The sequence below is a fragment of the Shinella sp. JR1-6 genome (assembly GCF_004284735.1).
Classification (GTDB): Bacteria; Pseudomonadota; Alphaproteobacteria; order Rhizobiales; family Rhizobiaceae; genus Shinella.
In genome coordinates this window covers 359,813-383,368 of sequence record NZ_SHMI01000003.1, presented here as the reverse complement: position 1 = coordinate 383,368, position 23,556 = coordinate 359,813, and the positions used below count along the sequence as shown (strand labels likewise).

24 protein-coding genes and 1 tRNA gene are annotated in these 23,556 nt (G+C 64.2%); 10 read left to right on the top strand and 15 right to left on the bottom strand.

The features are described from left to right. Positions 1 to 54 precede the first annotated feature (54 nt). The gene (locus EXZ48_RS07110; protein ID WP_023513723.1) at positions 55 to 273 is read left to right on the top strand and encodes a DUF2842 domain-containing protein; all 219 of its coding nucleotides are present in this window, start codon (positions 55 to 57) and stop codon (positions 271 to 273) included. 1 nt (position 274) lies between these two features. Here EXZ48_RS07110 and EXZ48_RS07105 read toward each other — a convergent pair whose 3' ends face one another. Continuing rightward, positions 275 to 718 (bottom strand): NUDIX hydrolase, encoded by a 444-nt coding sequence (locus EXZ48_RS07105; RefSeq protein ID WP_023513722.1) that lies wholly within the window; start codon positions 716 to 718, stop codon positions 275 to 277. 177 nt (positions 719 to 895) lie between these two features. Between EXZ48_RS07105 and EXZ48_RS07100 the strand changes: the two genes are divergently transcribed. Further along, positions 896 to 2,149, top strand: coding sequence for a GNAT family N-acetyltransferase (locus tag EXZ48_RS07100; RefSeq protein WP_245461965.1), 1,254 nt, complete (start codon positions 896 to 898; stop codon positions 2,147 to 2,149). A 6-nt stretch (positions 2,150 to 2,155) separates the two neighbouring features. Here EXZ48_RS07100 and EXZ48_RS07095 read toward each other — a convergent pair whose 3' ends face one another. Beyond that, a complete protein-coding gene (locus tag EXZ48_RS07095; RefSeq protein ID WP_130515006.1) occupies positions 2,156 to 4,423 on the bottom strand; it encodes an exopolysaccharide transport family protein in 2,268 nt (755 codons plus the stop codon). Between the two features lie 241 nt (positions 4,424 to 4,664). On the opposite strand from EXZ48_RS07095, the gene EXZ48_RS07090 reads away from it, so the two are divergent. From EXZ48_RS07090 to EXZ48_RS07070, 5 genes are all read left to right on the top strand, one after another. Continuing rightward, entirely contained in the window at positions 4,665 to 5,213 is a 549-nt protein-coding gene (locus EXZ48_RS07090; RefSeq protein ID WP_371260038.1) for a polysaccharide biosynthesis/export family protein, read from the top strand. Between the two features lie 5 nt (positions 5,214 to 5,218). Further along, the gene (locus tag EXZ48_RS07085; protein WP_130515005.1) at positions 5,219 to 6,385 is read left to right on the top strand and encodes a glycosyltransferase family 4 protein; all 1,167 of its coding nucleotides are present in this window, start codon (positions 5,219 to 5,221) and stop codon (positions 6,383 to 6,385) included. A 79-nt stretch (positions 6,386 to 6,464) separates the two neighbouring features. Further along, the gene (locus EXZ48_RS07080; protein WP_023513717.1) at positions 6,465 to 8,024 is read left to right on the top strand and encodes an undecaprenyl-phosphate glucose phosphotransferase; all 1,560 of its coding nucleotides are present in this window, start codon (positions 6,465 to 6,467) and stop codon (positions 8,022 to 8,024) included. Beyond that, positions 8,021 to 9,256, top strand: coding sequence for an O-antigen ligase (locus EXZ48_RS07075; protein WP_050743004.1), 1,236 nt, complete (start codon positions 8,021 to 8,023; stop codon positions 9,254 to 9,256). Before EXZ48_RS07080 ends, EXZ48_RS07075 begins: the two co-directional genes overlap by 4 nt. Before the next feature lie 7 nt (positions 9,257 to 9,263). Continuing rightward, on the top strand, positions 9,264 to 10,424 hold the full coding sequence (locus EXZ48_RS07070) for a glycosyltransferase family 4 protein (protein WP_130515003.1): 1,161 nt from the start codon (positions 9,264 to 9,266) through the stop codon (positions 10,422 to 10,424). Between the two features lie 69 nt (positions 10,425 to 10,493). On the opposite strand, the gene EXZ48_RS07065 is transcribed toward EXZ48_RS07070, so the two are convergent. Together EXZ48_RS07065 and EXZ48_RS07060 are read right to left on the bottom strand one after the other, a co-directional pair. Then, positions 10,494 to 10,745, bottom strand: coding sequence for a GlsB/YeaQ/YmgE family stress response membrane protein (locus EXZ48_RS07065; RefSeq protein WP_050743002.1), 252 nt, complete (start codon positions 10,743 to 10,745; stop codon positions 10,494 to 10,496). A 115-nt stretch (positions 10,746 to 10,860) separates the two neighbouring features. Next, positions 10,861 to 10,937 (bottom strand) — tRNA-Pro (locus EXZ48_RS07060). A 514-nt stretch (positions 10,938 to 11,451) separates the two neighbouring features. Between EXZ48_RS07060 and EXZ48_RS07055 the strand changes: the two genes are divergently transcribed. Further along, positions 11,452 to 11,670 (top strand): hypothetical protein, encoded by a 219-nt coding sequence (locus EXZ48_RS07055; protein ID WP_024270684.1) that lies wholly within the window; start codon positions 11,452 to 11,454, stop codon positions 11,668 to 11,670. A gap of 263 nt (positions 11,671 to 11,933) precedes the next feature. Here the strand turns inward: EXZ48_RS07055 and EXZ48_RS07050 are convergent, their stop codons facing one another. The 6 genes from EXZ48_RS07050 to EXZ48_RS07025 all read right to left on the bottom strand — a co-directional run bounded on the left by EXZ48_RS07050 (position 11,934) and on the right by EXZ48_RS07025 (position 16,431). Beyond that, complete coding sequence (locus tag EXZ48_RS07050; protein WP_024270685.1) at positions 11,934 to 12,464, bottom strand: MerR family transcriptional regulator; 531 nt, start codon at positions 12,462 to 12,464, stop codon at positions 11,934 to 11,936. Between the two features lie 127 nt (positions 12,465 to 12,591). Then, positions 12,592 to 12,930: an integration host factor subunit alpha gene (locus EXZ48_RS07045; protein ID WP_023513396.1), complete on the bottom strand. Its 339-nt coding sequence runs from the start codon at positions 12,928 to 12,930 to the stop codon at positions 12,592 to 12,594. A 221-nt stretch (positions 12,931 to 13,151) separates the two neighbouring features. Next, positions 13,152 to 14,123 carry a beta-ketoacyl-ACP synthase III gene (locus EXZ48_RS07040; protein WP_050742932.1) on the bottom strand — a complete coding sequence of 324 codons (972 nt, stop codon included), beginning with the start codon at positions 14,121 to 14,123 and terminating at the stop codon, positions 13,152 to 13,154. Position 14,124: 1 nt separating this feature from the next. Continuing rightward, the gene (gene plsX, locus EXZ48_RS07035) at positions 14,125 to 15,183 is read right to left on the bottom strand and encodes a phosphate acyltransferase PlsX (RefSeq protein WP_023513394.1); all 1,059 of its coding nucleotides are present in this window, start codon (positions 15,181 to 15,183) and stop codon (positions 14,125 to 14,127) included. A gap of 117 nt (positions 15,184 to 15,300) precedes the next feature. Continuing rightward, the gene (locus EXZ48_RS07030) at positions 15,301 to 15,855 is read right to left on the bottom strand and encodes a DUF177 domain-containing protein (protein WP_024270686.1); all 555 of its coding nucleotides are present in this window, start codon (positions 15,853 to 15,855) and stop codon (positions 15,301 to 15,303) included. Positions 15,856 to 15,876: 21 nt separating this feature from the next. After that, on the bottom strand, positions 15,877 to 16,431 hold the full coding sequence (locus tag EXZ48_RS07025) for a ubiquinol-cytochrome C chaperone family protein (RefSeq protein ID WP_023513392.1): 555 nt from the start codon (positions 16,429 to 16,431) through the stop codon (positions 15,877 to 15,879). A 153-nt stretch (positions 16,432 to 16,584) separates the two neighbouring features. On the opposite strand from EXZ48_RS07025, the gene EXZ48_RS07020 reads away from it, so the two are divergent. Beyond that, a complete protein-coding gene (locus EXZ48_RS07020) occupies positions 16,585 to 17,064 on the top strand; it encodes an outer membrane protein assembly factor BamE (RefSeq protein WP_130515001.1) in 480 nt (159 codons plus the stop codon). An 85-nt stretch (positions 17,065 to 17,149) separates the two neighbouring features. Here EXZ48_RS07020 and EXZ48_RS07015 read toward each other — a convergent pair whose 3' ends face one another. The 4 genes from EXZ48_RS07015 to ribH form a co-directional block, all read right to left on the bottom strand. Continuing rightward, on the bottom strand, positions 17,150 to 19,285 hold the full coding sequence (locus EXZ48_RS07015; protein WP_023513390.1) for a sodium-translocating pyrophosphatase: 2,136 nt from the start codon (positions 19,283 to 19,285) through the stop codon (positions 17,150 to 17,152). Between the two features lie 192 nt (positions 19,286 to 19,477). Then, on the bottom strand, positions 19,478 to 20,704 hold the full coding sequence (locus tag EXZ48_RS07010; RefSeq protein WP_023513389.1) for an MFS transporter: 1,227 nt from the start codon (positions 20,702 to 20,704) through the stop codon (positions 19,478 to 19,480). Between the two features lie 12 nt (positions 20,705 to 20,716). Further along, entirely contained in the window at positions 20,717 to 21,199 is a 483-nt protein-coding gene (nusB, locus tag EXZ48_RS07005; RefSeq protein ID WP_130514999.1) for a transcription antitermination factor NusB, read from the bottom strand. Further along, positions 21,196 to 21,657 carry a 6,7-dimethyl-8-ribityllumazine synthase gene (gene ribH / locus EXZ48_RS07000; RefSeq protein WP_023513387.1) on the bottom strand — a complete coding sequence of 154 codons (462 nt, stop codon included), beginning with the start codon at positions 21,655 to 21,657 and terminating at the stop codon, positions 21,196 to 21,198. The genes nusB and ribH overlap by 4 nt, the downstream gene beginning before the upstream one ends. Positions 21,658 to 21,855: 198 nt before the next feature. Here ribH and EXZ48_RS06995 point away from each other — a divergent pair, with 198 nt between their 5' ends. Beyond that, positions 21,856 to 22,359 (top strand): cupin domain-containing protein, encoded by a 504-nt coding sequence (locus tag EXZ48_RS06995; protein WP_050742929.1) that lies wholly within the window; start codon positions 21,856 to 21,858, stop codon positions 22,357 to 22,359. A 7-nt stretch (positions 22,360 to 22,366) separates the two neighbouring features. Here EXZ48_RS06995 and EXZ48_RS06990 read toward each other — a convergent pair whose 3' ends face one another. Continuing rightward, entirely contained in the window at positions 22,367 to 23,503 is a 1,137-nt protein-coding gene (locus EXZ48_RS06990; protein WP_130514997.1) for a diguanylate cyclase, read from the bottom strand. Positions 23,504 to 23,556 lie beyond the last annotated feature (53 nt).

Sequence of the window (23,556 nt, the reverse complement as noted above, 5' to 3'; positions counted from 1 at the left end):
CCTTTGCGGCATGCCGTCGCGCCATTTTGCCGCTACCCAATCGAAAGACTGCCTATGCCCCCTCGCCTCCGAAAACTGATCGGCACGATCCTGATCATCATCCTCGTGCTCGTCTATGCGCTGGTCGCGACCACCATTGCCGCCGCAACGCTTGGAGAAGCGCCCTGGTATATCCACCTTCTCTACTTCACCGTGACCGGCCTTTTGTGGATCCTGCCGGCCATGCTGATCATCAAGTGGATGGAAAAGCCCGGCAAGCCGCGCGACGAATAGGTCATTTTTCAAGATGGGCAGCAAGGCCGGTGGGGTACAGCTCCACGCCGGCCGGCAGCGCTAGCGGATAGAACCAGCGTGCTGTCCAGATGGAGCGGTCATGCTCGACGAGCGTGATCTCGGGCCGCCGATAGAGGCTTTCGTCGAGCAGGTAGATGTTCACGGCGAAAACGAATTCGTGGCCCTGCGCGCCTTCATGCCAGAAGATGTTCTCGAAGGTCGTCCATGGCCCATCTATGGCGATCTCGCAGCCGAGCTCTTCGCGGAACTCGCGGGCAAGCGCCTGCTCCCGTGTCTCTCCGAATTCGATGGAGCCGCCGGGCGGGCGCACCCCCTTGACCGTGCCGTCGTCGCGCGTCACTTCCGCCGCCAGCAGCCGGCCGGCGTGCCAGGCAAGGCCCAACACCTTCACGTGGATTTTCTGCGGCGGTCGCCAGGTCTGCATGGGCTCCTCCTGCCGGCGGGCGCTCCGCCCATTGTTCCCGTTATCGACTTGCTAACCGCTCCGGCCGATTTCACGGGGCATACCGGGCAGGGTCAGCGGATGTAAACCAATTGCGCAAGCCTAGCGCCTATGGTGTCGCTGCGGCAACCGAATGCACGAAAGCCAGGTATGGGAGCGATGCAACTCCATTTCCAGATTATGCCGTCCGAGCACGACCTTGCACACGGCAATCTGGCGCCGAGCGAGAGCGGCGGCCAAGCACGTTCACCGATGCCGCTGTCGATACGCCTGCACGAACAGATGGAACCGGTGGAGGCCTGCTGGCGGGCACTCGAAACGGAAAACGCGCTTTCGCTCCACCAGCGCTACGACTGGTGCCGTTCCTGGGTGGAAAGCCATGCCTGCAGGCTTCTGATTGTCGAGGGCTTTTCCGCCGGGTGCACGCATCTCCTGCTGCCTTTCGAAATCGTGCGCCGCGGGCCGATCCGCATCGCCCGCTTTCTCGCCGCCCCGTTCAGCAACATCAATACGGGCCTCTATTCGCGGGATTTCCGTACCCTTGCCGCCCCGCCCCGGCTTCGGCAGGCGCTTGAGACGGCGCGCAGCCAGCTTGCCCGGCACTGCGACATCCTCCTTCTGGAAAACATGCCGCTCGACTGGCGCGGCGAAGCCAGCCCCTTTTCCGATCTGCCCGCGGTGCTGAACCAGAACGCCGCCTTCCAGATCGAGCTCTTCGCCGATTTCGAACGCACGCTGGCGCAGGTCAATGCCCGTCGCCGCCGCAAGAAGTTCCGCGCCTCCGAACGCCGCCTGATGGCGCTTGGCGGCTACGAACACATCATCGCCGAGGCCGGCGCGGAAAGCCGGGCATTGCTCGAAACCTTCTTCCAGCAGAAGGCCGCCCGTTTCGACGCCATGGGCCTGCCGGACGTCTTTCGCGACGCGAGCACACGGAATTTCTTCCGGCGACTGGTATCGGTACCCGAGACGGACGGCAGCTACCCGCTGCAGCTCCACGCCGTGCGCCTCAGGGGCGAGAATGACGGCCGTATTGCTGCGATTGCCGGCCTGTCGCGCAAGGGCGACCATGTGATCTGCCAGTTCGGCTCGATCGACGACACGATCGCTGCGGATGCCAGCCCCGGCGAGTTCCTGTTCTACCTTGCGATCGGCAAACTGTGCGGTGAAGGCGTGCGCCTGTTCGACTTCGGCATTGGTGACCAGCCCTACAAGCGCTCCTGGTGCACGATCGAGACGCGGCAGCACGACGTGCTCTGGCCGACGACACTGGCCGGCGCGACGGTCGCCGCGCTGCACCGGGCCAAGGCCGGCGCGAAACGTCGCATAAAACAGAGCCCGCAGGTCTATGCCTTCCTGCAGCGCCTGCGCTCCGGCAAGGCAGCGCGTCCGCACGAGGACAGTGTGGACTGACCGCCTTTACGCCGCCCGACGGCCCGGATAGCGCGGCGGCTCGGCTCCCTCTCCCGTCATCAGCATGACTTCGCTGTAGCCAGCCTCGCCGAAGGCATCGATCAGTTCGACGATCTCGTCCTCCTCGGCCCCCGGAAGCGAGAGGAGAACATCCGTCTCCTGGTCGCGCGTCAGGCGCCGCACGCCCTCCACGTCGGCCGGGCCGCATTCGACGATCACCGTGTCATAGGCGTCGGCGAACGAGGAAATGACCATCGCCAGCCGGTCGATGCCGCGCATGGCGCGCTTGATATTGGCATTGCCGCGCGGAATGATGTGCGCGCCGGACAACCGGTCGCCATGGATGATGTCACCGAAGACGGCATCGCCGACGAGGAGATCAGTGATGCCCGGCATGTGGGCGGAATCAGCCATCAGACGCGTCGGGCAGGCAGAACCGGTCAGGTCGATGACCAGCGTCTTGCGGTGCTCCTCGGCAATACGGCGCGCCAACATGACGGTGGCGGTCGAACCACGGTCGCCGGAGGGCGAGACGGAGATCGCGACGGAAATGTTGTTCTCGATCATATAGCGGGCGACGGCGGCAATCGAGAACTCGACTTCCTCTTCCTCAGGCTCCGGCTCGTCGAGCAGCAGATCGTCTTCGCTCTCATCGGCCAGCAGCTCCTCCTCGTCCGGCTCGATATCGGCCAGCAGCGATTTCGTGGGGGCTTCGGCATCACGGACCGGAACATGGTCGAAGCGGGCAACCGGATCGCGGCGCACGACGGGCGTCTTCTGGACCACAGGCTCTTCCGCTGCAGCCTCCGGCTCGAGCGCATCCTCGACAACCTCTTCCTCGCGCCGCAGCGGCACCGCCGCGGCAGCACCGACCGGCTTCAGCGCGCGGCCGCTGAAAAGTTCGGCGAGGAGAATGGCGATCGCGCTCAGCATGAAGCCCGCAACGCCGCCGACGACGGTGATCGGCACGATCTTCGGGAAGGCCACCTCCGTCGGCTCGACAGCGGCCGAGATGATGCGGGCATCGGCCGGCGTGGAACCGCTGTCGGTGCGCGAGGTCGCCTCGCGGTAGCGGGCGAGATAGGTTTCGAGCAGCTGGCGCTGGGCGGTCGCCTCGCGCTCCAGCGCCTTGAGGCCGACTTCGTCCTCGCCGGCGCGCGCGCTGTTCGCCTTCACCGTGTTGAGCTGCTGCAGGAGCTGGGTTTCACGCAGCTGGGCGGTCTTGGCCTCGTTTTCGAGGCTCGACAGGATCTTCTGCGTTTCCGACTTGATCTGTCCGCGGATGCCGACGAGCTGCGAGCGCAGCCCCTTCAGACGCGGATGGCCTTCGAGCAGCGAGGTGGAAAGGTCGGAGATCTGCCCCTGGATCTGCGCTTCGCTTTCCTTCAGGCGCTGGATCATCTGCGAGCCGACGACATCGCTCAGCGTGTCGGGTGCGCCGCCGGTCTTGAGCACGGCGCGCACGCTTTCGGCCCGTGCCTCCGCATTGGCGCGCTCGCCGCGCACGCGGGCAAGTTCCGTCGAGATGTCGGTGAGCTGGCGCGCGGCGAAGTTGGAATTCTCGCCGGTCGGCAGGAGATCGGACTGCGAGCGATACTCGGCAACCTTCTGCTCGGCCTCGCGCACCTTCTCGCGCAGGTTGGCGATTTCCGGCTCCAGCCAGCGCGTCGCCTCGGAATTGGTGTCGAGTTTCGCCCCGCTCTGCAGCGAGAGGTAAACCTTTGCCATCTCGTTGGGGATTTCAGCAGCCAGGCGCGGGTCTTTCGAGGAGAACTCGATGCCGATGACGCGCGAGCGCTCCACCTGATAGACGGCAAGCTTGTCGGTGAATTCCTTCAACACGCGCTCTTCCGGTTCGGTGTCGAGCGGGCTTTTCTTCAAGCCCGAAAGAACGAGCAGGTCGGAAATGGCAGAGGGTTTTGCCGCCGGGTCGAACTCTTCCAGTTCATAGAGCTTCATGTTGCGCGCGACCTGCTTGATGAGGTCGGCGGATCTGAGGAGCTGGACCTGGCTGGCGATGCCGAGTTCGTCGAGCGCCGGCTGCGGATCGCGGCCCTGCGTGCGGTCGGAGCCGGTCGTGAAGGCCGGTTCGCGCGTTTCGATGAGAAGGCGTGCCTCGCTCTTGTAGCGAGGCGTGACCAGGCTGGCGCCGGCAAAGGCAATGCCGGCGCAGGCGACCGTGGCCAGCAGCACGCGCATGCGGTTGCGCCAGATCGCGCCGAAAAGGCCGCCAAGATCGATATCGACATCCTGCTGGCTGTTTGCGCCCGACATATCCCAACTCCAAACACCACGATTTCCGCGCAAGGTAAACAAACATGGTAACGCAAGGGTTAATTATCGGCGGTTGTCTTGCCCTTCCCTCTCACCACCCTTGCGAAAAAAATCCGTGTCCTCCTGCCCATCCTTGCTGCGCCTTTACCAGCCATTAACCCTAACGGATCGATAACGGGCTCCAGACTTCTGATTCCGGGATTGGGTAAAGCGAATGACATTCGCAACGATCAATAAGGGCATGCTGCTTGCGCTGGCGCTCATCGTGCCGGCCGTCGCCGGCTGCAGCGGCTACCGCCCCGCCCCAAAGGCATTCCACGAGGCAACCATTCAGCCCTACCGCCTCGACAGCGGCGACAGGCTGCGCATCACCGTCTTCGAGCAGGCGGGCCTCAGCAACACCTATTCGATCGATCAGGCCGGTTATGTCGCCTTCCCGCTCATCGGCGCAGTGCCGGCACGCGGCCAGACGATCCAGGAACTGGAGCGCGTCATCGCGACAAAGCTCAAGCAGGGATATCTGCGCGACCCGGACGTCTCCATCGAGGTCGACCGCTACCGCTCGATCTATGTCATGGGTGAAGTCGGCCAGGCCGGGCAGTACAGCTATGTCGCCGGCATGACGATCCAGAACGCCATTGCCGTGGCCGGCGGCTTCTCTCCGCGCGCCAACCAGGGCGATGTCGACGTTACCCGCAAGATCAACGGCAAGATTCTCACAGGCCGTGTGTCCATCTCCGATCCGGTGCTGGCCGGCGACACGATCTATGTCCGCGAACGGCTGTTCTAAGCACAATGGCGGACGATGGGCCCCTGCGCATCATTCACTGCTTTCGCTCCCCTATCGGCGGGATCTTTCGCCATGTGCGCGATCTCGCCGAGTTCCACGCGAAGGCAGGCCATGACGTCGGAATCGTCTGCGACAGTCTCACCGGCAGCTCCTACGAGGACGGCCTCTTCGATGAAATCCGCCCCTATCTCTCGCTCGGCCTCACACGCCTGCCGATCAGCCGGTCGATCAGCCCGCGCGACATCGGCGCGTTCTGGAGCAGCTATCACGAAATAAAAAGTTTGCAGCCGGATGTCCTGCACGGGCACGGCGCCAAGGGTGGCGCCATTGCCCGGCTCATCGGCTCAGCCCTGCGGGTCAACAGGTATCGCGTAGCCCGCCTCTATTCGCCGCATGGCGGCAGTCTGCACTACAATCGCCGCACGGCTACCGGCATGGCGATTCTCACCGCCGAGCGCCTCCTGGAAAGGCTCGGCGATGCGCTCGTCTTTGTCTGCGACTACGAGCGGGAGGCCTATGCCGCCCGTGTCGGCCGACCGCGCGTCAGGGCGGAGCGCATCTACAACGGCATCCACGACCGCGACTTCGAGCCCGTCTATTCCCGGGAGGACGCCGTCGACTTCCTCTATATTGGCATGCTGCGCGACCTGAAGGGCCCCGATGTCTTCGTCGAGGCCTTCGCCCGCACGGAGCGCCGGATTGGCCGTCCGCTTTCCGCCCTGATGATCGGCGACGGACCGGACAAGGCGAAATACGAGGACATGATGCTGCGCATGGGCCTCGGCCGGCGCATCGGCATGCTGCCGGCCATGAAGGCGCATGACGCCTTCGCGCTCACGCGCAACGTCATCGTGCCTTCGCGCGCCGAGGCCATGCCCTATATCGTGCTGGAAGCGCTCGCCGCGCGAAAGCCGGTCATCACCACCCGCGTTGGCGGTATTCCTGAAGTGCTCGGTCGCGACAGCATCGCCCTCACGGAACCGGGCGATCCAGACGGCCTCGCCGCCCTGATGGCCCGGGCCATCACCGATGCGGACTGGCCGCGCAGAGTGATGCCCGAACCGACGGGGTTCAAAGCGTCCTTCTCCGCCTCCACCATGTCCGGCGCCCTGCTCGACCTCTATCGTGACATCCTCACCCGGCAGACCGGCGGAAATCGGCACAGCACCTGACGCTGCGGCAACCGCAACGTAAACGTTTCTTAGGGGCTTCGTGCTATTTCCGGGACAGAGCTCCCTGCAGGTGCGTGCCATGAACCATGTCGATAAACCCGTCTCCTTCGATCCGGAAGCGCTGAGGCGCAAGGTATCCGAAATATCGGTCGCCGCACCCGGCGAGAACCAGGATGCCAACAGCCCTGTCGAGCTCAACCCGCTCGCCCGGAAGATCGCCGCACAGTTCCGCGTCGACACCTATTCGCCGAGCATGATCACCGGCCTCCTGCGCCTTTTCGAATTCGGTGCGCTGCTGGCGCTCGGCTATGGCATTCATGTGCTCTATGTCAGCGGGATGAGCCTGTCCGTCTTCTACCTTTTCGTTCTCGGCGGCGGAGCGGCGATCGGCGTCCTGATGCTCCAGCTGGCCGATGCCTATCAGGTTCCGGCACTGCGCTCGCCCTGGCGCATGACGCCGCGCATCCTCGCCGCCTGGGCGCTCGCCTTCGGCGCGATGGCGCTCATCGTCTTCTTCTTCAAGTCGGGTGAGGAATATTCCCGCGTCTGGTTCGCCTCCTGGTTCGTGGCAGGTGCCGTCTACCTCGTCATCGAGCGGCAGATGATCGCCTATTCGATCCGCCGCTGGGCACGCAACGGCACGATGGAGCGCCGCGCCGTCATCGTCGGCGGCGGCGAACCGGCCAAGGAGCTCATCCGTACGCTCGAACACCAGCCGGAGAACGACATCCGCATCTGCGGTATCTTCGACGACCGCGACGAGCGCCGCTCGCCGGCGATCATCGCCGGCTATCCGAAACTCGGCAATGTCGCCGAACTCGTCGAATTCGCCCGGCTTGCGCGGATCGACATGCTGATCATCTCGCTGCCGCTTTCGGCCGAGGCGCGCATCCTCTCGCTTCTCAAGAAACTCTGGGTTCTGCCGGTCGACATTCGCCTTGCCGCCCATTCCAAGGGCCTGCGCTTCCGCCCGCGCAGCTACTCCCAGATCGGCAGCCTGCCGATGCTCGACATCTTCGACAAGCCGATCGCCGACTGGGACAATGTCGCCAAGCGAATCTTCGACGTCTTCTTCAGCGTGGTCGCACTGCTTCTGCTCTGGCCGGTGATGCTCGGCGCAGCCATCGCCGTCAAGCTGTCCTCGCCCGGCCCGATCATCTTCAAGCAGAAGCGGCACGGCTTCAACAACGAGGTCATCGAGGTCTACAAGTTCCGCTCGATGTACACGCACCTTGCCGACCCGACGGCAAAGGCCGCCGTGACGAAGGGCGACCCGCGCGTCACCCGCGTCGGACGGTTCCTGCGCAAATCCTCGATCGACGAGCTGCCGCAGTTCTTCAACGTCCTCAAGGGCGACCTGTCGCTGGTCGGCCCGCGGCCGCATGCCATCCAGGCGCAGTCGAACGACCGCAAATATGTCGATGTTGTCGAAAGCTATTTCGCCCGTCACCGCGTCAAGCCCGGCGTCACCGGCTGGGCGCAGATCAACGGCTGGCGCGGCGAGATCGACCATGACGACAAGATCCGCTTCCGCACCGAATTCGACCTCTATTACATCGAGAACTGGTCGCTCTGGCTGGACCTGAAGATCCTGTTCATGACCCCCTTCCGTCTGCTCAACACGGAAAACGCCTATTGAGCGACGCGGTCCTCCCCTACGCTCCACCGTTCCAGCCGCAGCGTGCAGCCCTTGGCATCATCGGCTCGCTGCTGGTGGTGTTCGGGGTGTTCCTCTCCGGCTTCGTCATCAGCGAGCCGGCCCCCTATGAGCTCTTCATGGCCGGGCTGATCACCCTCTGGGCGATCGTCGGGCTGCGCATCTCACGGGCCATCACGCCGCTGCTCGTGCTGCTCGTCCTGTTCAACATCGGCGGCATGCTATCGCTGACGATGGTCGACGACCTCTCGGTCGGTCCGCTCTACATCGCCGTCTCGCTGTTCCTGGCGCTCTCCAGCGTATTCTTCGCCGCCATCATCGAGGCGAAGCCGGCGCGGCTTGAGCTGATCTTCCGCGCCTGGGTGGCCAGCGCGCTCATCACCGCCTCGCTCGGCATTCTCGGCTACTTCCACGCCTTTCCCGGCTCCGAGGCCTTCACGCTCTACGACCGCGCCAAGGGCGCCTTCCAGGATCCGAACGTCTTCGGCCCGTTCCTTGTCGGTCCCTCGCTCTACCTGCTCTACGGCCTGCTTTCCGGGCGCATCCTCGGCGCGCCTCTGAAGGTTGTCGGCGTGCTGATCCTGGCGCTCGGCATCTTCCTCTCTTTCTCGCGTGCGGCCTGGGGGCTCTATCTCCTTTGCGTCGGGGCACTCGTCTTCGTCATGCTGCTGAAGGAGCGCACCGGCGCCTTCCGGCTGAAGATCCTGATCCTCAGCCTTTCGGCAGCCGGCCTGATGGTCATGGCGCTCGTCGTCGCGCTGCAATTCGACAAGGTCGCGAACCTCTTTTCCAGCCGCACCCAGCTCGTGCAGGAATATGACGGCGGCCATCTCGGGCGTTTCGAGCGCCACCGCATCGGCTTCCTCATGGCGATGGAAAAACCGCTCGGCATCGGCCCGATGGAATTCAGCAAGATGTTTCCCGAGGACGAGCACAATATCTGGCTGAAATCGCTGACCACCTACGGCTGGCTCGGCTTCGTCTCCTACCTCACCCTGATCGTCTGGACGCTCGCCGCCGGCTTCAAGGCGCTCCTGCGCGACCGGCCCTGGCAACCCTTCCTGATGATCTCCTACATCACCATCGTCGGCCACACCGCGATCGGCTTCGTCATCGACACGGATCACTGGCGGCATTTCTATCTGCTGCTCGGGGTCGTCTGGGGATGCCTTGCCCTCGAGAAGCGCCACAACAGGCAGATCGCCCCGGACTGACCGCACCATGAGCAGAAAACAGGACAGGGTTCCACGGCAGATGCGCCTCCTGCAGGTGCTGGAGACCGGCGGCGGCGGATCCGGCCGGCATTTCATCGACCTGTGCCGCGGCCTGACGGCCCATGGACATGCCGTGCATGCCATCTATTCGCCATTGCGGGCGGAAACGCGTTTCGTCGAGGAACTGCAGGCGCTGGGCCTTGCCGGGCTGCACACCGTCGCCATGACGCGCGCCCCCGGTCCATCGGACCTCCGTGCCTGGCGGGCAATCCGCGCCGTCATGCGCAGCGCCGGCCCCTTCGACGTCATCCATGCCCACAGCTCGAAGGCGGGTGCGCTGGCGCGCCTGCGCCTGCCCGGCCGTCATGTCCCGCGGGTCTATACGCCGCACGCCTTCTACACGATGGATCCCGGCCTCGGCGCGCTCGGCCGCAAGGTCTACGGCTCGATCGAGAAGCTGCTCGCCCGCACCCTCACCGACCGGGTCATCTGCGTTTCCGCAGATGAATATGCCCATGCCCGCGCACTCGGCATGCCGCGCAAAAAGCTGTCGATCGTCGTCAACGGCGTCGAAACGCCGCCCGCCGATTCCCGCGCCACCGTCCGGCAGGCCCTCGGCATCCCCATGGATGCGCTGCTCTTCGGCTTCGTCGGCCGCCTCTGCCACCAGAAGGCGCCCGAGCGGCTGGTGGCGGCCTTCGTGCGCGTTGCCGAACGCGTGCCGCACGCCCATCTCCTGATGATCGGCACAGGCGATATGGAGGCGGAGGTGCGCCGGCAGGTCGCGGCAAGCGGCCAGGGCACACGCATCAACCTCACCACGGGCTTTACCGGCGTCGAGGCGATGGCGGCCATTGACGTGCTGACCATGCCGAGCCGCTACGAGGCCATGTCCTATGTGATGCTGGAGGGCGCGGCTGCCGGCAAGCCGTTGATTCTCACCGATGTCGGCGGCGTCTCCACGGTGCTGAAGGACGGCGAGAACGGTATTCTCCTGAAGAACGCCGATGATCCAGAGGCCCTCGCCGATGCCATGTTGCGCCTCAGCGAGCCCGGCCACCTCGCCCGCCACACCGCCGCCGCCCTCACCCGCGCCCACAGCCCTGAATACCGCCTCGACCGCATGGTGGGTGAAACGGAAGCCATCTATCGCAGCCTGATCACATGAAACGAAAAACCGCCGTCCCTTCGGAGCGGCGGTTCCTGACGATCGAACACGTCTTCCTGGCGCGGCATCTTACCGCCTGATCGCCCGTGCCAGCGCAATGAGAATGCAGGCGCCGATGAAGCCCGCGATCAGATAGCCGATCCAGCCACCGAGCGAGACGCCGATCAGGCCGAGCAAAAGGTTCGCAACCATCGCGCCGACGATGCCGAGCACGATGTTCATCAGCACGCCCATATTGCTTTTCATGAACATTTCGGCGAGCCATCCCGCAATACCGCCGATGATGATGGCCGCAATCCAGCCGACACCTGCATCTTCCATTTCCGTCTCCTCGCGCTGCCGATATCACCGGCAAACGACGCCGGCCGTCGAGAACGCGGGTGAACGCGCAAGGTTCCGTACGGAACTGCGTAAAGTGTAGAGGAGGAAGGAAAAATGGTCGGAATGGCGGGATTCGAACCCACGACCCCTTGACCCCCAGTCAAGTGCGCTACCGGGCTGCGCTACATTCCGGACCGCGGAAACCCCTATAGTCTCGGGCACTTGGATGCAAGCCCAAAAATAGGTGGCAGGGACGAAAGTGGACAAATGTCTCGCAGCAGGAACCACACGGTCAGAAAACTCCGCGGAAAATGCCATGCATTCCCGGACCATGCCGGGACGGCGGCCCGCGAAGACGATCAGCCGCGCCCTTCCCACTGTTGGCTTGTCGCCGACCTAAACACCGAAAAGTGCAATTTTTTTCACAACCGTACCGGAAACGCCGAATCAGACCTTCCCCGACATTAGACGAAAGTCTTATGGTGCCCTTGCTCGCTTGTCATTTGCGAGCACTCCCCCGCGTCACTGAGAGCCAAGCGTGACGCTTGTTTGCCCCGCCACTGTGCGGGGCCTTTTCCTTTTGCGGCCTCTCGTGTTTGTGCGCTTGACTCTGCAGCGCATGAGAACATAATAGGAACAAACAGAAGAACCTTCACCCGACCCCAAAAGTCCCCGACTTGCTGTGTCACCACAGGAGAATACCGACGTGCGACCGCTTCCCGAGTACGAAGCACCAATGGAACCGCCGGAAAGCGGGGATGACGCCGTATGCGCCGCCCTCGCCTGGCATGATGGCGATGCACATGCGACGATCGCGACGCTGCTTGCCGACTGCGCGCATCTCCGGCGCCAGCTCGCACTGACCCGTTCGGCGATGGGCCGCGGCTTCGTGCGCGGCTGGGAGCCCGTGCAGCAGCGGGATTGATGCGGCCTCTCGTCGATCAGTGACTGGTGCTGAGGCGTGTGAGCTGCGCGGTTCGTGCCCGTAGCAATGACAAGCCGATGCATACCCGCGCGCCACACCTCTTTCGATACGGCTATGGGCGCCGCTACAAACCCGACGTGAAAGGAGCGGATTCCAAGGACGACGACTCGGCTGCGTGCATGCCTCGGTGCACACAGGCCTGCTGTCAGCAGCAGGACGCGGAACGCCCCACCTTACAACGGCCCGCGGTAGAGAAACGGCGCTCAGCGCACCTGATCGAGCAGGCGCTTGCACTCCAGAAGATCGTAAAGCGCTTCCTGCAGGAGCGCGCGGTCTTCCTTGCCGACGCTGGTCTTGCCGATCGAGATTTCCGGCGTATCGTCCCCGCCGCCGACGAAGGAGAAGAAGCGGCGGCTGGCCGGTGCCTTGGCGCGGCCGACGATCTGGTCCTCGTCATTGCCCGCCTTGGGCGGGGTGGGCTCTTCGTGGCTGGCCGCGGCGAGCGCCTCGACGGTCGCGAGGTCCCCGCTGGCAATGGCGGCGACGAAGCGGTTGCCATTGACCTTCAGGAGCTTCTGGACGCCCTTGATCGTGTAGCCGTGGTCGTAGAGGAGATGGCGGATGCCCTTGAGAAGATCAACGTCCTCGGGGCGATAGTAGCGCCGCCCGCCGCCGCGCTTCATCGGCTTGATCTGCGTGAACCGCGTCTCCCAGAAGCGCAAAACATGCTGCGGCAGGTCGAGATCGTCGGCGACCTCGCTGATGGTGCGGAACGCGTCCGGACTCTTGTCCATTCTACCCTCGATGAAAGCGCGTGGCACGGCAAACGAAAGCGTTGCCGAATCGTATGCATTTCAGCGGGTTGCCGGACGATATTCAAGTTTCAAATTGCCGAACCGCCGGCAATCGGCAGAAAATCGCTCAGGAAGCGGGCGAAGCCGGCTTCTGTTTCGCCTTGCGCGAGAGATGGGACTTCAGCACCCGCTGCTTGAGCACGTTGGATGCCTTGAAGGTCATCACCCGGCGCGGCGAGATCGGCACTTCCTCGCCGGTCTTCGGGTTACGGCCGATGCGCTCGTTCTTGTCGCGCACCTGGAAGGTCGCGAAGGAGGAGAGTTTCACGCTCTCGCCCCGCACGATGGCATTGCAGATCTCGTCGATCACGGTTTCGACGAGCTCTGCGGATTCGGTCCTGGAAAGGCCGACCTTCCGGAAAACCGATTCGGCCAAATCTGCGCGTGTCACCGTCTTGCCGCTCATCGTTCCTCACCGATTTCCCATTGAAAGCCTATGGTTACGTGGCGGAAGAGTATTGTCCTTGCCCCCGCGGGTCAAGCGGCCCTGCGCCCTGATGCGGGAGAGGCCATTTCCCTGGCCACCAACCGGCGCTTCGGCACGACAAAGGAAGGCCGAAGCCCGCAGATTGCCCCTGTCCGTTTGCCGGGAAGTCGCCCTTCCATGGGAAAGGCGGCTGGAAACAGCTACCAGCGCAGCAGCACTGCACCCCAGGTAAAGCCGCCGCCCATGGCTTCCAGCAGCACGAGGTCGCCGTCCTTGATTCGTCCGTCGCTCGCCGCTGCAGCCAGTGCCAGCGGGATCGAGGCGGCAGAGGTGTTGCCGTGCAGGTCGACGGTGACGACGACCTTTTCGAGGGGAATGCCGAGTTTCTTAGCTGAACCGTCGATGATGCGCTTGTTTGCCTGATGCGGCACCAGCCAGTCGATATCCTCGGCGGTGAAGCCCGTCGCGTCGAAGGACGAGATGACCACGTCGGTGATCATGCCGACCGCATGCTTGAAGACCTCGCGGCCCTCCATGCGCAGATGACCGACCGTACCCGTGGTGGACGGGCCGCCATCGACATAAAGCTTCTCACGGTGCGCGCCGTCGGAGCGCAGCTGCGTCGTCAGGACGCCGCGGTCCTGGTTGGTGCCCGCCCCTTCCGCAGCCTCCAGCACGATGGCGCCGGCGCCGTCGCCGAAGAGCACGCAGGTCGTGCGGTCCGTCCAGTCAAGGATGCGCGAGAAGGTCTCCGCACCGATGACAAGCACGCGTTTTGCAAGGCCGCCGCGGATATAGGCATCGGCGGTCGTCACCGCATAGACGAAGCCGGAACAGACGGCCTGCACGTCGAAGGCAAAGCCATGGTGCATGCCGAGGCGGTTCTGGATGTTGACGGCGGTGGCGGGAAACGTGTTGTCCGGCGTCGAGGTGGCGACGATGATGAGGTCGATGTCGGCCGCCGTCAGGCCTGCCTTGTCGAGAGCGGCACGCGCGGCACCTTCGCCGAGCGACGCCGTCGTCTCGCCCTCGCCGGCGATGTAGCGCTGGCGAATGCCGGTGCGCTGCACGATCCAGTCATCGGACGTGTCGACCATGCTTTCCAGCTCGGCATTGGTAAGTACCCGCTTCGGAAGCGCCGTTCCGAAACCGCGGACCACTGAACGAATCATTCTATACCTCGTCGCTCATGCTCTGGGCGGCACCTTCGACGGGGCGGCCGGCATGATACTTCTGCAAATCTTTTTCGATCTTGTCCTTCAGGCCGTTGCGGGCCATGTCGTAGCCGACATCGACAGCCGCGGCAAAGCCCTCGGCGTCCGTGCCGCCATGGCTCTTGATGACGATGCCGTTGAGACCGAGGAACACGCCGCCATTCACCTTGCGCGGGTCCATCTTCTCGCGCACCCGGTCGAAGGCGCTCTTGGCGAGGATATAACCGAGTTTGGCCATCCAGGTGCGCGACATGGCCGCGCGCAGATACTCGGCGATCTGCCGCGCCGTGCCCTCGGCCGCCTTCAGCGCAATGTTGCCGGCAAAACCTTCCGTGACCACCACGTCCACCGTGCCGCGACCGATATCGTCGCCTTCCACAAAGCCGTAATAGTCAATCGTGTCGAAATTGGCCTCGCGGATGAGTTGGCCGGCAGCCTTCACCTCTTCCTGTCCCTTGATCTCCTCGACGCCGACATTGAGCAGGCCCAGCGTCGGCTTGTCGATCCCGAACAGCGCGCGCGCCATGGCGCCGCCCATCAGCGCGAAATCGAAAAGCTGGTTCGCATCGGCGCCGATCGTCGCGCCGATGTCGAGAACGATGCTCTCACCCTTCAGGGTCGGCCAGATGCCGGCGATCGCCGGGCGCTCGATATTGGCCATCATGCGCAGGCAGAACTTCGACATGGCCATCAGCGCGCCGGTATTGCCGGCGGAGACCGCAACATCGGCCTCGTTCTTGGCAACGGCATCGATCGCCTGCCACATGGAGGACTTTCCGCGGCCACGGCGCAGCGCCTGGCTCGGCTTCTCGTCCATGGCAACGGCGACGTCGCAATGGTGGAAGGTACTGGCGGCCTTCAGCTTGGGATGCTGCGCCAGAAGGGGCTCACATTCGGCGGCATTGCCGAAAAGCACGAAACGGATCTCGGGATGGCGCTCGAGAGCCTTGGCTGCGCCCGGGATAGCGACCTTGGGGCCGAAATCGCCACCCATGACGTCGACGGAAATTCTGACCACGCGTGTCTTGCCTTAATTCTTGTTTTCCAGGGACAGAGGGCTGCCGCGGCGGAATTCGGTCAAAATACCGCTTTTCGCCGGGGGCACAACTGAATTATCAGGCGCCTCAGGAGCCGTTCAGTCTTTTTTCCAGTCCTTCAGAACGGCAAAAGGCGACGGTTTTTTGTCATCCTTGTCCGTGCTCTCGATATGGCCGGAAAAGTCCACGTCGGACTTGCGCGGATAAGGATCGATGGCAAGCGCGGCATGTTCGGCAGCGACCACGCCGGCATCGATCGTATCGCCCGTGAAGATTTCCGGAGCATCCGGCCCATCGGGATCAAGCAGCATTTCGCCGGTCTCGCTTGCAACCGGAAGCCGCGCCAGCTTCGAGCCCTCGGGCACGAAGACCACCTCGACCGGCTCGTCGATATGCGCCTCGACGGGGTCGAGCGTGACGACGCAGGCCTGCACGACATCCGCCACGACGCGGCCCTTGAGGCGCACGCCGTCGCGCTTCCAGCGCTGCAGCTGGAAGGTGGCGGAAAGCGCCTTCACCTCCAGCACGGACCAGAGCTCGGCGAGGCCGGCGCACTCCTCGGCATTGGCGCTGATCGTCACCTCGACCGGGTTGGCGGAAATGTGCCCCACCTTGACCAGGTAGGAGAACGGCGTGTCGTCGTCTGTCTTCATTCTATTCCCTTTGGGCCGCCTTCAGGCGGCATGTCCTTGCGGGCCCGGCTCCACAACGCCGAGCGCTCCGACCCTGATATCGTCCTCGCTGACGGCCATCATCGCCCTTTCGGCCGCAAAGAGATAGAGGGCGAGCCCCGCCATCGACGGCGCGCCCTCGCCCGCCTCCGGATGGATGTTGCGCCGTAGCGCAGCAGCAAGACCGTCATGATCGTCGGAATCGAGCGCGCCGGCGTAGGACTCCAGCCGACCGTAGAACATGCCGGCGAACTTCTTCATGCGCTTGGGCACGCCGACATCGCCGACGCCGAGCTCGCGAATCGAATGATCGACATCCTCGAAGAAGGCATCGACGATCTCCTGGGCGATCTCCTGGCCGGACGTGCCGCTTGCACGGGTGCGCCGGAAGTAAAGGATCAGCATGGCCGAGAGCATCTCGAAACGGCCCATAACCGTGTCGGGAACATCAAGCACTTCATAGAGATAGGGATGGCGCGCCGCCTTTGTCAGCGTTGCGTACTGCTTTTCAACGATACGCCGGTTGCCGTTTTTTTTGCCGAACAGGCCGAAAATCATCATAAAGCCTAGTTTTGCCCGATTCAAACCATGGAGCCGTCGCAAGTCATGTTGCATGACGGTCGAAGCTGGTTTACCGAAGCAGGCATGAATTGCAATGGCTGCGCGGCCATCACAGTCCCGGGGATGTTGTTGAAGAGAGATGCTCTGAACATGAAGCTGTTGCGTAACGCCGCCATTGCCATCGCGCTTTCCTCGTCCGTTCTCGCAGGCTGCCAGGGTCCCGGCGAAGTACTGCACCAGGGCTACGTCGTCGACCAGGAGACGCTGGCGCTGGCCCCGGTCGGCTCCTCGCGCGAGCAGGTCATGCTCTCGCTCGGCTCGCCGTCCGCGACCGCGACCTTCGACAACGAGGTCTTCTACTACGTCTCGCAGAAGCGCACGCGCCCCGTTGCCTTCATGAAGCCGAAGGTCGTCGAGCAGAGCGTGCTCGCCATCTATTTCGACAAGGAAGGCGTGGTCGAGCGCCTCGCCCACTATACGCTGAAGGACGGTCGCGTCTTCGACATGATCTCGCGCGTCACACCGACCGGCGGCGTCGAGCTCACCTTCCTCGGCCAGCTGCTGCGCGGCACGGGCGGTGCACCAGGCGCGGCGATCCAGAACATCTTTGGCGGTGGCGGCCCGAAGTAAGACGCTTCAGCCCTTCCGGGAATCAAGAAACCGCGGGGATCGCTCCCCGCGGTTTCTTTTTTTGCAGCATGAACGGCGATGCCGGTCAGGCGAGAACGGCCAGCAGCAGGAGCGCCACGATGTTGGTGATCTTGATCGCCGGATTGACCGCCGGGCCTGCCGTATCCTTGTAGGGGTCGCCGACCGTGTCGCCGGTGACGGAGGCCTTGTGCGCTTCCGATCCCTTCAGGTGGCGCGTGCCGTCCTTGTCGACGAAGCCATCTTCAAAGCTCTTCTTGGCATTGTCCCATGCGCCGCCACCCGACGTCATGGAAATCGCCACGAAGAGGCCGTTGACGATGACGCCGAGCAGCGAGGCGCCGAGCGCCGCAAAGGCCGAGGCCTTGGAGCCGGAGAGGAGCAGCACGCCGAAATAGACGACGAGCGGCGCCAGCACCGGCAACAGCGAGGGCACGACCATTTCGCGGATTGCCGCCTTGGTAAGAATGTCCACCGCGCGCCCGTAGTCCGGTCGCTCGGTGCCCGCCATGATGCCCGGCTTGTCGCGGAACTGCTTGCGCACTTCCTCGACGATGGAGCCCGCTGCACGGCCGACGGCCGTCATGGCGATGCCACCGAAGAGATAGGGGATGAGGCCGCCGAAGATGAGGCCGGCCACGACGTAGGGGTTGGAGAGGTCGAAGGAGATCGTGCCGATGCCGGCGAAATAGGGATACTTGTCCCCGTTCGCCGCGAAATAGGCAAGGTCGTTCGAGTAAGCGGCGAAGAGCACCAGCGCGCCGAGGCCCGCCGAACCGATCGCATACCCCTTGGTGACGGCCTTGGTCGTGTTGCCGACCGCGTCGAGCGCGTCCGTCGACTTGCGCACTTCCGGCGGCAGGTGCGACATCTCGGCGATGCCACCGGCATTGTCGGTGACCGGGCCGAAAGCGTCGAGCGCCACGATCATGCCGGCAATGCCGAGCATGGCGGTGACCGCGATACCGGTGCCGAACAGGCCGGCAAGCTGGTAGGTCGCGATGATGCCGCCGACGATGACGATGGCCGGCAGCGCGGTCGATTCCAGCGAGACCGCAAGGCCCTGGATAACGTTGGTGCCGTGACCGGTGACGGATGCCTGGGCGATGGAGTTCACCGGGCGCTTGTTGGTGCCGGTGTAATACTCGGTGATCACCACGATGAGCGCTGTCACCACAAGCCCCAGCAGGCCGCAGATGAACAGGTTCGTCCCGGTGATCTCCCTGCCCGCGACGGTGCCGACAACGCCCCAGCCGATGGTGAGCGACGTGGCGACAGCGAGGCCGACGATCGACAACAGGCCCGTGACGATAAGGCCCTTGTAGAGGGCGCCCATGATGGAGCCGTTCGTGCCGAGCTTGACGAAGAACGCGCCGACGATCGAAGTGATGATGCAGGCGCCGCAGATCGCGAGCGGATAGATCATCACGCTGGAGAGAACCGGCGTGCCGGCAAAGAAGATCGCCGCGAGCACCATGGTGGCGACGACGGTCACCGCATAGGTCTCGAAGAGATCGGCGGCCATGCCGGCGCAGTCGCCGACATTGTCGCCGACATTGTCGGCGATGGTGGCCGGATTGCGCGGATCGTCTTCAGGAATGCCGGCTTCCACCTTGCCGACAAGATCGCCGCCGACATCCGCACCCTTGGTGAAGATGCCGCCGCCGAGGCGGGCAAAGATGGAAATCAGCGAGGCACCGAAACCGAGCGCGACGAGCGCGTCGATGACCTCACGCGAGGCCGGCTCCTGACCGAGCAGGCCGGTGAGAATCCAGTAGTAGATCGAGACGCCGAGCAATGCGAGGCCGGCGACAAGCATGCCGGTGATCGCACCCGACTTGAAAGCGATGTCAAGGCCGGAGGACAGGCTGACGGATGCGGCCTGTGCCGTGCGCACATTGGCGCGGACGGACACATACATGCCGATAAAACCGGCAGCACCCGACAGGACGGCGCCGATCAGGAACCCGATGGCAGCCGTTGCGGAAAGCAGTAGCCAGGTGCCGACGAAGACGACGACCCCAACGATGGCAATGGTCTTGTACTGCCGGGTGAGATAGGCCTGCGCCCCTTCCCGGATATAACCTGCAATTTCCTGCATGCGGGCATTCCCCTGATCGGCGGCAAGCACCGACCGTGTCGCCCAGATGGCATAGACCACCGAAAGCAACCCGCATGCGATAACGCCCAACAATATGGTCATTTCGCTCTGTCCTCCTTGGAGGCCGCGGGGTCCTCTCCCCGCAGCCGATACGCGCCCGCTCCCGTTTGCCTCCTCACAAGACAGGGGCCGGCGCGGGGTCAGAGTGCGTTTGCGAATCGGTTGCGTCAAGCCGCCGCACTGCGGCAAGCCGTGCGCTGCGCTGGATTTTTCGACGTCGGTCTGCGGGCGGGCTCAGGCAGCCGGTCGGCGGCCGCGCAAAAGCAGGAGGAGAACGAGAACGAGGCTCACCCCGGTGATCGGCCAGAACAGGAGGTTGATCGCCTGCCAGCCATAGGTGTTGAACACCTTGCCCGAGGAGAAGGAGGCAAGTGCCACCGTGCCGAACAGGATGATGTCGTGGAAGCCCTGCACCTTGTCCGCCTCATGCGGCTTGTAGCTGGAGGCGACGATGGCGGTTGCACCGATGAAGCCGAAATTCCAGCCGACGCCGAGCAGGATCAGCGCGCCCCAGAAATTCCACAGCGCGATGCCGGCATGGGCGACCGCGGCGCAGGCCATGAGGATGAGGAGACCGGCAGCGACGACCCTTTCCGTGCCGAAGCGCTGGATCAGCATGCCCGTGAAGAAGCTCGGCGCGAACATGGCGAGCACGTGCCACTGGATGCCGAGCGTCGCCATCTCCGGCGAGAAACCGCAGCCGATGACCATGGCCAGCGGCGCGCCGGTCATCATGAAGGTCATCAGGGCGTAGGAGGAGATGCCGCAGATCATGCCCGTCATGAACCGCTGGGTCAGCACGATCTCGCGGAGCGGCCGCGCCGCCTCCCCCGTCGCGACAGCCGCCGCCTTGTGGTCAGGTAGACGCAGGAAGAGGAAGAGCCCGATGGCGGCAAGGCAGAGCGGCGCGAGCGCCACGAAGGCACCGGCAAACAGCACCGGCTCGAACAGGTCCTTGGTGAGGATGACCACCTGGGGGCCGAGCACGGCGGAAATGACGCCGCCGGCAAGGATCCAGGAAATGGCGCGCGGCTTGTAGAAGGACGGCGAGGCATCGGCCGCGGCAAAGCGGATCTTCTGGGCAAAGCCGCTGGAAATGCCGACGAGCACGAAGCCGAGGGCAAAGAGCCAGAAATCGCCGCGGAACAGCGCAATGGCAGCCAGAAGGCCGCCCCCGGCGCCAATGAGCGCCCCGACGATAAAGCCGTAGGTGCGACCGAGCATGCGGGCCGCGATGGCGACGAGCACGGCGCCGAGCGCCACGCCGACATTGAAGCCGGTCAGCGGCGCGGTGGCGAGCGACTTGTCCGCGCCGAGCAGGTTGTAGCCGGCAAGGCCACCGACAGAGAAGACGATCGGCCCGGCCGAGGCGAGCAGGGCCTGTGCAATCGTCAGGAGGAAGACATTGCGGCGCGCGGCCGAAAGTTCCTGTTCAAGACCTTCGACCGTACCCGTGCTCATGTCGCCTACCGTTTACTTGCGTGTGTCCGGCCGAAGCTGCTTGGCGATGCGGTCAAGCACCGCATTCACCAGCTTCGGCTCCTCGTCCTCGAAGAACGCCTTGGCGATCTCGACATATTCCGTGACGATCACGGCGACCGGCACGTCCCTGCGCTCCTTCAGCTCGAAGGTGCCGGCACGCAGGATGGCACGCACGGTGGAGTCGACCCTGGACAAGGCCCAGTCGTCCTGCAGCGCCGCGCCGATCATCGGGTCGAGCAAGCGCTGGTCGCGCACGACACCCGAGACGATGGAACGGAACCAGGAGGCATCCGCCTTGAGATAGGTATCGCCGTCGACCTCCTGGCCGAGACGATGCGCTTCGTATTCGGCGACGACTTCGAGAACACCGCTGCCGCCGATATCCATCTGATAAAGCGCCTGAACGGCGGCAAGGCGCGCCGCGCCGCGCTGGTTGGCCGGTTTCACCGGCTGATGATCCCTGTCCGTCGTCACTGTTCGCCGCCCAGTTTCTTCTTCAGATCAATCATGGTGAGCGCCGCGCGCGCCGCAAAGCCGCCCTTGTCGCCTTCCGAACGGCGGGCGCGGGCCCAGCCCTGCGCATCGTTCTCGACGGTCAGGATGCCGTTGCCGATCGGCAGGCCTTCGCTGACCGAAAGGTCCATCAGCGCACGGCTCGATTCGTTGGCGACGATATCGAAATGGTAGGTCTCGCCGCGGATGACCATGCCGAGGGCGACGAAGCCGTCATACCAGGTGCCGGCATTTTCCATGCCGTCGAGGGCCATGGAGATGGCGGCAGGAATTTCGAGCGCGCCCATGACGGTCACGATGTCGTAGGTTGCGCCCGCGGCATCGAGCGCATGCTTGGCGCCGTCGAGCATCGCGTCGGCCATGTCGTCGTAGAAGCGCGCCTCGACGATGAGGAGATGGGGATTATCGGTGTTGGCCATAAATCACCTGAACATTGGAGGCAGGCCACGCATCAGCGGGCAGAGGCAGCGGTCAAACCACGACGGGCGAAGCTTGGCAAGCATTTTCCACCCCCCGCGTCGATTTCGGCGCCCCGGCGGGAGCCGCTTCGACCGAACGGGATTGACACAATGGAACAAAGTGCGAACAATATGTCAAGAGTCATAAAGGAGATGCGAATGGACGCCCAGAAACCGCCGATCGTCAATCTCGCGAGGCTGGCGCTGGAGCACTGGACGCAGGGAACGCTCTACGAATCCCGCGACACATCCTTCGGCGCCCGCCTCGGCCTGAAGGATCTCGGCATCGGCTATGGCGAGGTCCCGCCCGGCAAGTCTGGCTGTCCCTTCCACAGCCACCATGTCGAAGACGAGCTCTTCGTCATCCTGGAGGGCCACGGCACCTATCGCTACGGCAGCGAACGCCATCTCGTTGGCCCCGGCGACGTGCTGGGCGCGCCGGCCGGCGGACCGGAGACGGCGCACCAGATCCTCAACACCGGCACCGTGCCGCTGAAATACCTGTCCATTTCGTCCATGGCGGCGACCGAGATCTGCGAATATCCGGATTCCGGAAAATTCCTCGCCAAGACGCGCCTTGCCACGGGCGGGCGGACGGAGTTCCGCACCATCGGCCGCGCGGGCGAGACCGTCGACTATTGGGAGGGCGAGCCCGGCGCCTGACATCCCCTCAGGCGGCGAGCGACACACGGTTGCGGCCGTTGCGCTTGGACATGTAGAGCGCCTCGTCGGCATTGCTGAGGAGGGAATCGAAACTCGTGCCGTTTTCTCCGGCAAGAGCGATGCCGGCACTGACGGTGCACGTGATGGACCGGCCCCCGATCGGGATGAGTTTGGCAGCGAAATCTTCGCGGACGCGTTCGGCGATGCGCTGCGCGCGTTCCGGCAAGGTTCGCTCCAGAACGACGACGAACTCTTCGCCGCCAAGGCGGGCGAGGCAGGCCGCCACCCCGCAGGAATCGCGCAGGATATCGGCGAAGACCATGAGCACCGCGTCGCCCGCCGCATGACCGTGCCTGTCGTTGACCGCCTTGAAGTTGTCGAGGTCGAAGGCGATTGCCGCCTGGTGCTCACCGACGGGAAGCGCCCCGTAGCGATCGAAAAGGGCGCGACGGTTGAGTAAGCCGGTCAGGGCATCGGTCATGGCGGCGTGGCGGTGGCTGCCGGCAACCCGCCACTGGTTGAGCGCGAGCGACATGGCCCCGATACCGGTGATGCCCATGATTGCCGCGACCAGATTGAGATTTTCCGCCCAGTTGTCCGGCGCGTGTCCCATCACCCAGCGGCCGTCGTGAATCAGCACGCCGGCGCAGAGCAGGAAGGAAACGGCGGTCAGGAGGTAGAGGATGACGATGCCGGTCAGCGGCAGCGGCGCTTCCGCGCGGCCGCGCCAGTACTCCCGGGCCGTCGCGGCGAGGCAGGCCGTGATAAGCAGATTGAGCGCAATGAAGGCGATGCCGTCATAGCCGGCGACCAGCGGCGGCAGAGCGATGGCGAGGCAGGCCGCAAAGACGGTGGCAATGCGCCGGCGGGCGGAGGCGCCGGAGCGGAACCTGTAGGCTGCGCCATAGATGAAGGCGAAGCCGAGGAACTGCAGCGTGAAGGCGAGGCACCCGATCGCGACATTCGCCTGATCGATATAGAGGCTGTAGACCGCAACCGCGGGTACAATGCAGCCGATACCGATGGACCAGCTGAGAAGGAAGCGCTCGACGCGGGCGGACATCCACGAGGCGAACAGCGTGGCCGACAGGCAAAAACCCGCGAGCCCGATCGCCAGCAGAAGGGTTTGGTAATCAGGCGCCATGCGGCAACGGTCTCCAGCGGTCCGATGCGCGCACACTAGGGAGCAAGAAGTAT

Excerpts from the sequence above, each read along its gene's own strand:
- EXZ48_RS07110 (WP_023513723.1), top strand. The coding sequence starts at position 55 with ATGCCCCCTCGCCTCCGAAAACTGATCGGCACGATCCTGATCATCATC.
- EXZ48_RS07105 (WP_023513722.1), bottom strand. The coding sequence starts at position 718 with ATGCAGACCTGGCGACCGCCGCAGAAAATCCACGTGAAGGTGTTGGGC.
- EXZ48_RS07100 (WP_245461965.1), top strand. The coding sequence starts at position 896 with ATGCAACTCCATTTCCAGATTATGCCGTCCGAGCACGACCTTGCACAC.
- EXZ48_RS07095 (WP_130515006.1), bottom strand. The coding sequence starts at position 4,423 with ATGTCGGGCGCAAACAGCCAGCAGGATGTCGATATCGATCTTGGCGGC.
- EXZ48_RS07090 (WP_371260038.1), top strand. The coding sequence starts at position 4,665 with ATGCTGCTTGCGCTGGCGCTCATCGTGCCGGCCGTCGCCGGCTGCAGC.
- EXZ48_RS07085 (WP_130515005.1), top strand. The coding sequence starts at position 5,219 with ATGGCGGACGATGGGCCCCTGCGCATCATTCACTGCTTTCGCTCCCCT.
- EXZ48_RS07080 (WP_023513717.1), top strand. The coding sequence starts at position 6,465 with ATGAACCATGTCGATAAACCCGTCTCCTTCGATCCGGAAGCGCTGAGG.
- EXZ48_RS07070 (WP_130515003.1), top strand. The coding sequence starts at position 9,264 with ATGAGCAGAAAACAGGACAGGGTTCCACGGCAGATGCGCCTCCTGCAG.
- EXZ48_RS07065 (WP_050743002.1), bottom strand. The coding sequence starts at position 10,745 with ATGGAAGATGCAGGTGTCGGCTGGATTGCGGCCATCATCATCGGCGGT.
- EXZ48_RS07050 (WP_024270685.1), bottom strand. The coding sequence starts at position 12,464 with ATGGACAAGAGTCCGGACGCGTTCCGCACCATCAGCGAGGTCGCCGAC.
- EXZ48_RS07045 (WP_023513396.1), bottom strand. The coding sequence starts at position 12,930 with ATGAGCGGCAAGACGGTGACACGCGCAGATTTGGCCGAATCGGTTTTC.
- EXZ48_RS07040 (WP_050742932.1), bottom strand. The coding sequence starts at position 14,123 with ATGATTCGTTCAGTGGTCCGCGGTTTCGGAACGGCGCTTCCGAAGCGG.
- EXZ48_RS07030 (WP_024270686.1), bottom strand. The coding sequence starts at position 15,855 with ATGAAGACAGACGACGACACGCCGTTCTCCTACCTGGTCAAGGTGGGG.
- EXZ48_RS07025 (WP_023513392.1), bottom strand. The coding sequence starts at position 16,431 with ATGATTTTCGGCCTGTTCGGCAAAAAAAACGGCAACCGGCGTATCGTT.
- EXZ48_RS07020 (WP_130515001.1), top strand. The coding sequence starts at position 16,585 with ATGAAGCTGTTGCGTAACGCCGCCATTGCCATCGCGCTTTCCTCGTCC.
- EXZ48_RS07015 (WP_023513390.1), bottom strand. The coding sequence starts at position 19,285 with ATGACCATATTGTTGGGCGTTATCGCATGCGGGTTGCTTTCGGTGGTC.
- EXZ48_RS07010 (WP_023513389.1), bottom strand. The coding sequence starts at position 20,704 with ATGAGCACGGGTACGGTCGAAGGTCTTGAACAGGAACTTTCGGCCGCG.
- ribH (WP_023513387.1), bottom strand. The coding sequence starts at position 21,657 with ATGGCCAACACCGATAATCCCCATCTCCTCATCGTCGAGGCGCGCTTC.
- EXZ48_RS06995 (WP_050742929.1), top strand. The coding sequence starts at position 21,856 with ATGGACGCCCAGAAACCGCCGATCGTCAATCTCGCGAGGCTGGCGCTG.
- EXZ48_RS06990 (WP_130514997.1), bottom strand. The coding sequence starts at position 23,503 with ATGGCGCCTGATTACCAAACCCTTCTGCTGGCGATCGGGCTCGCGGGT.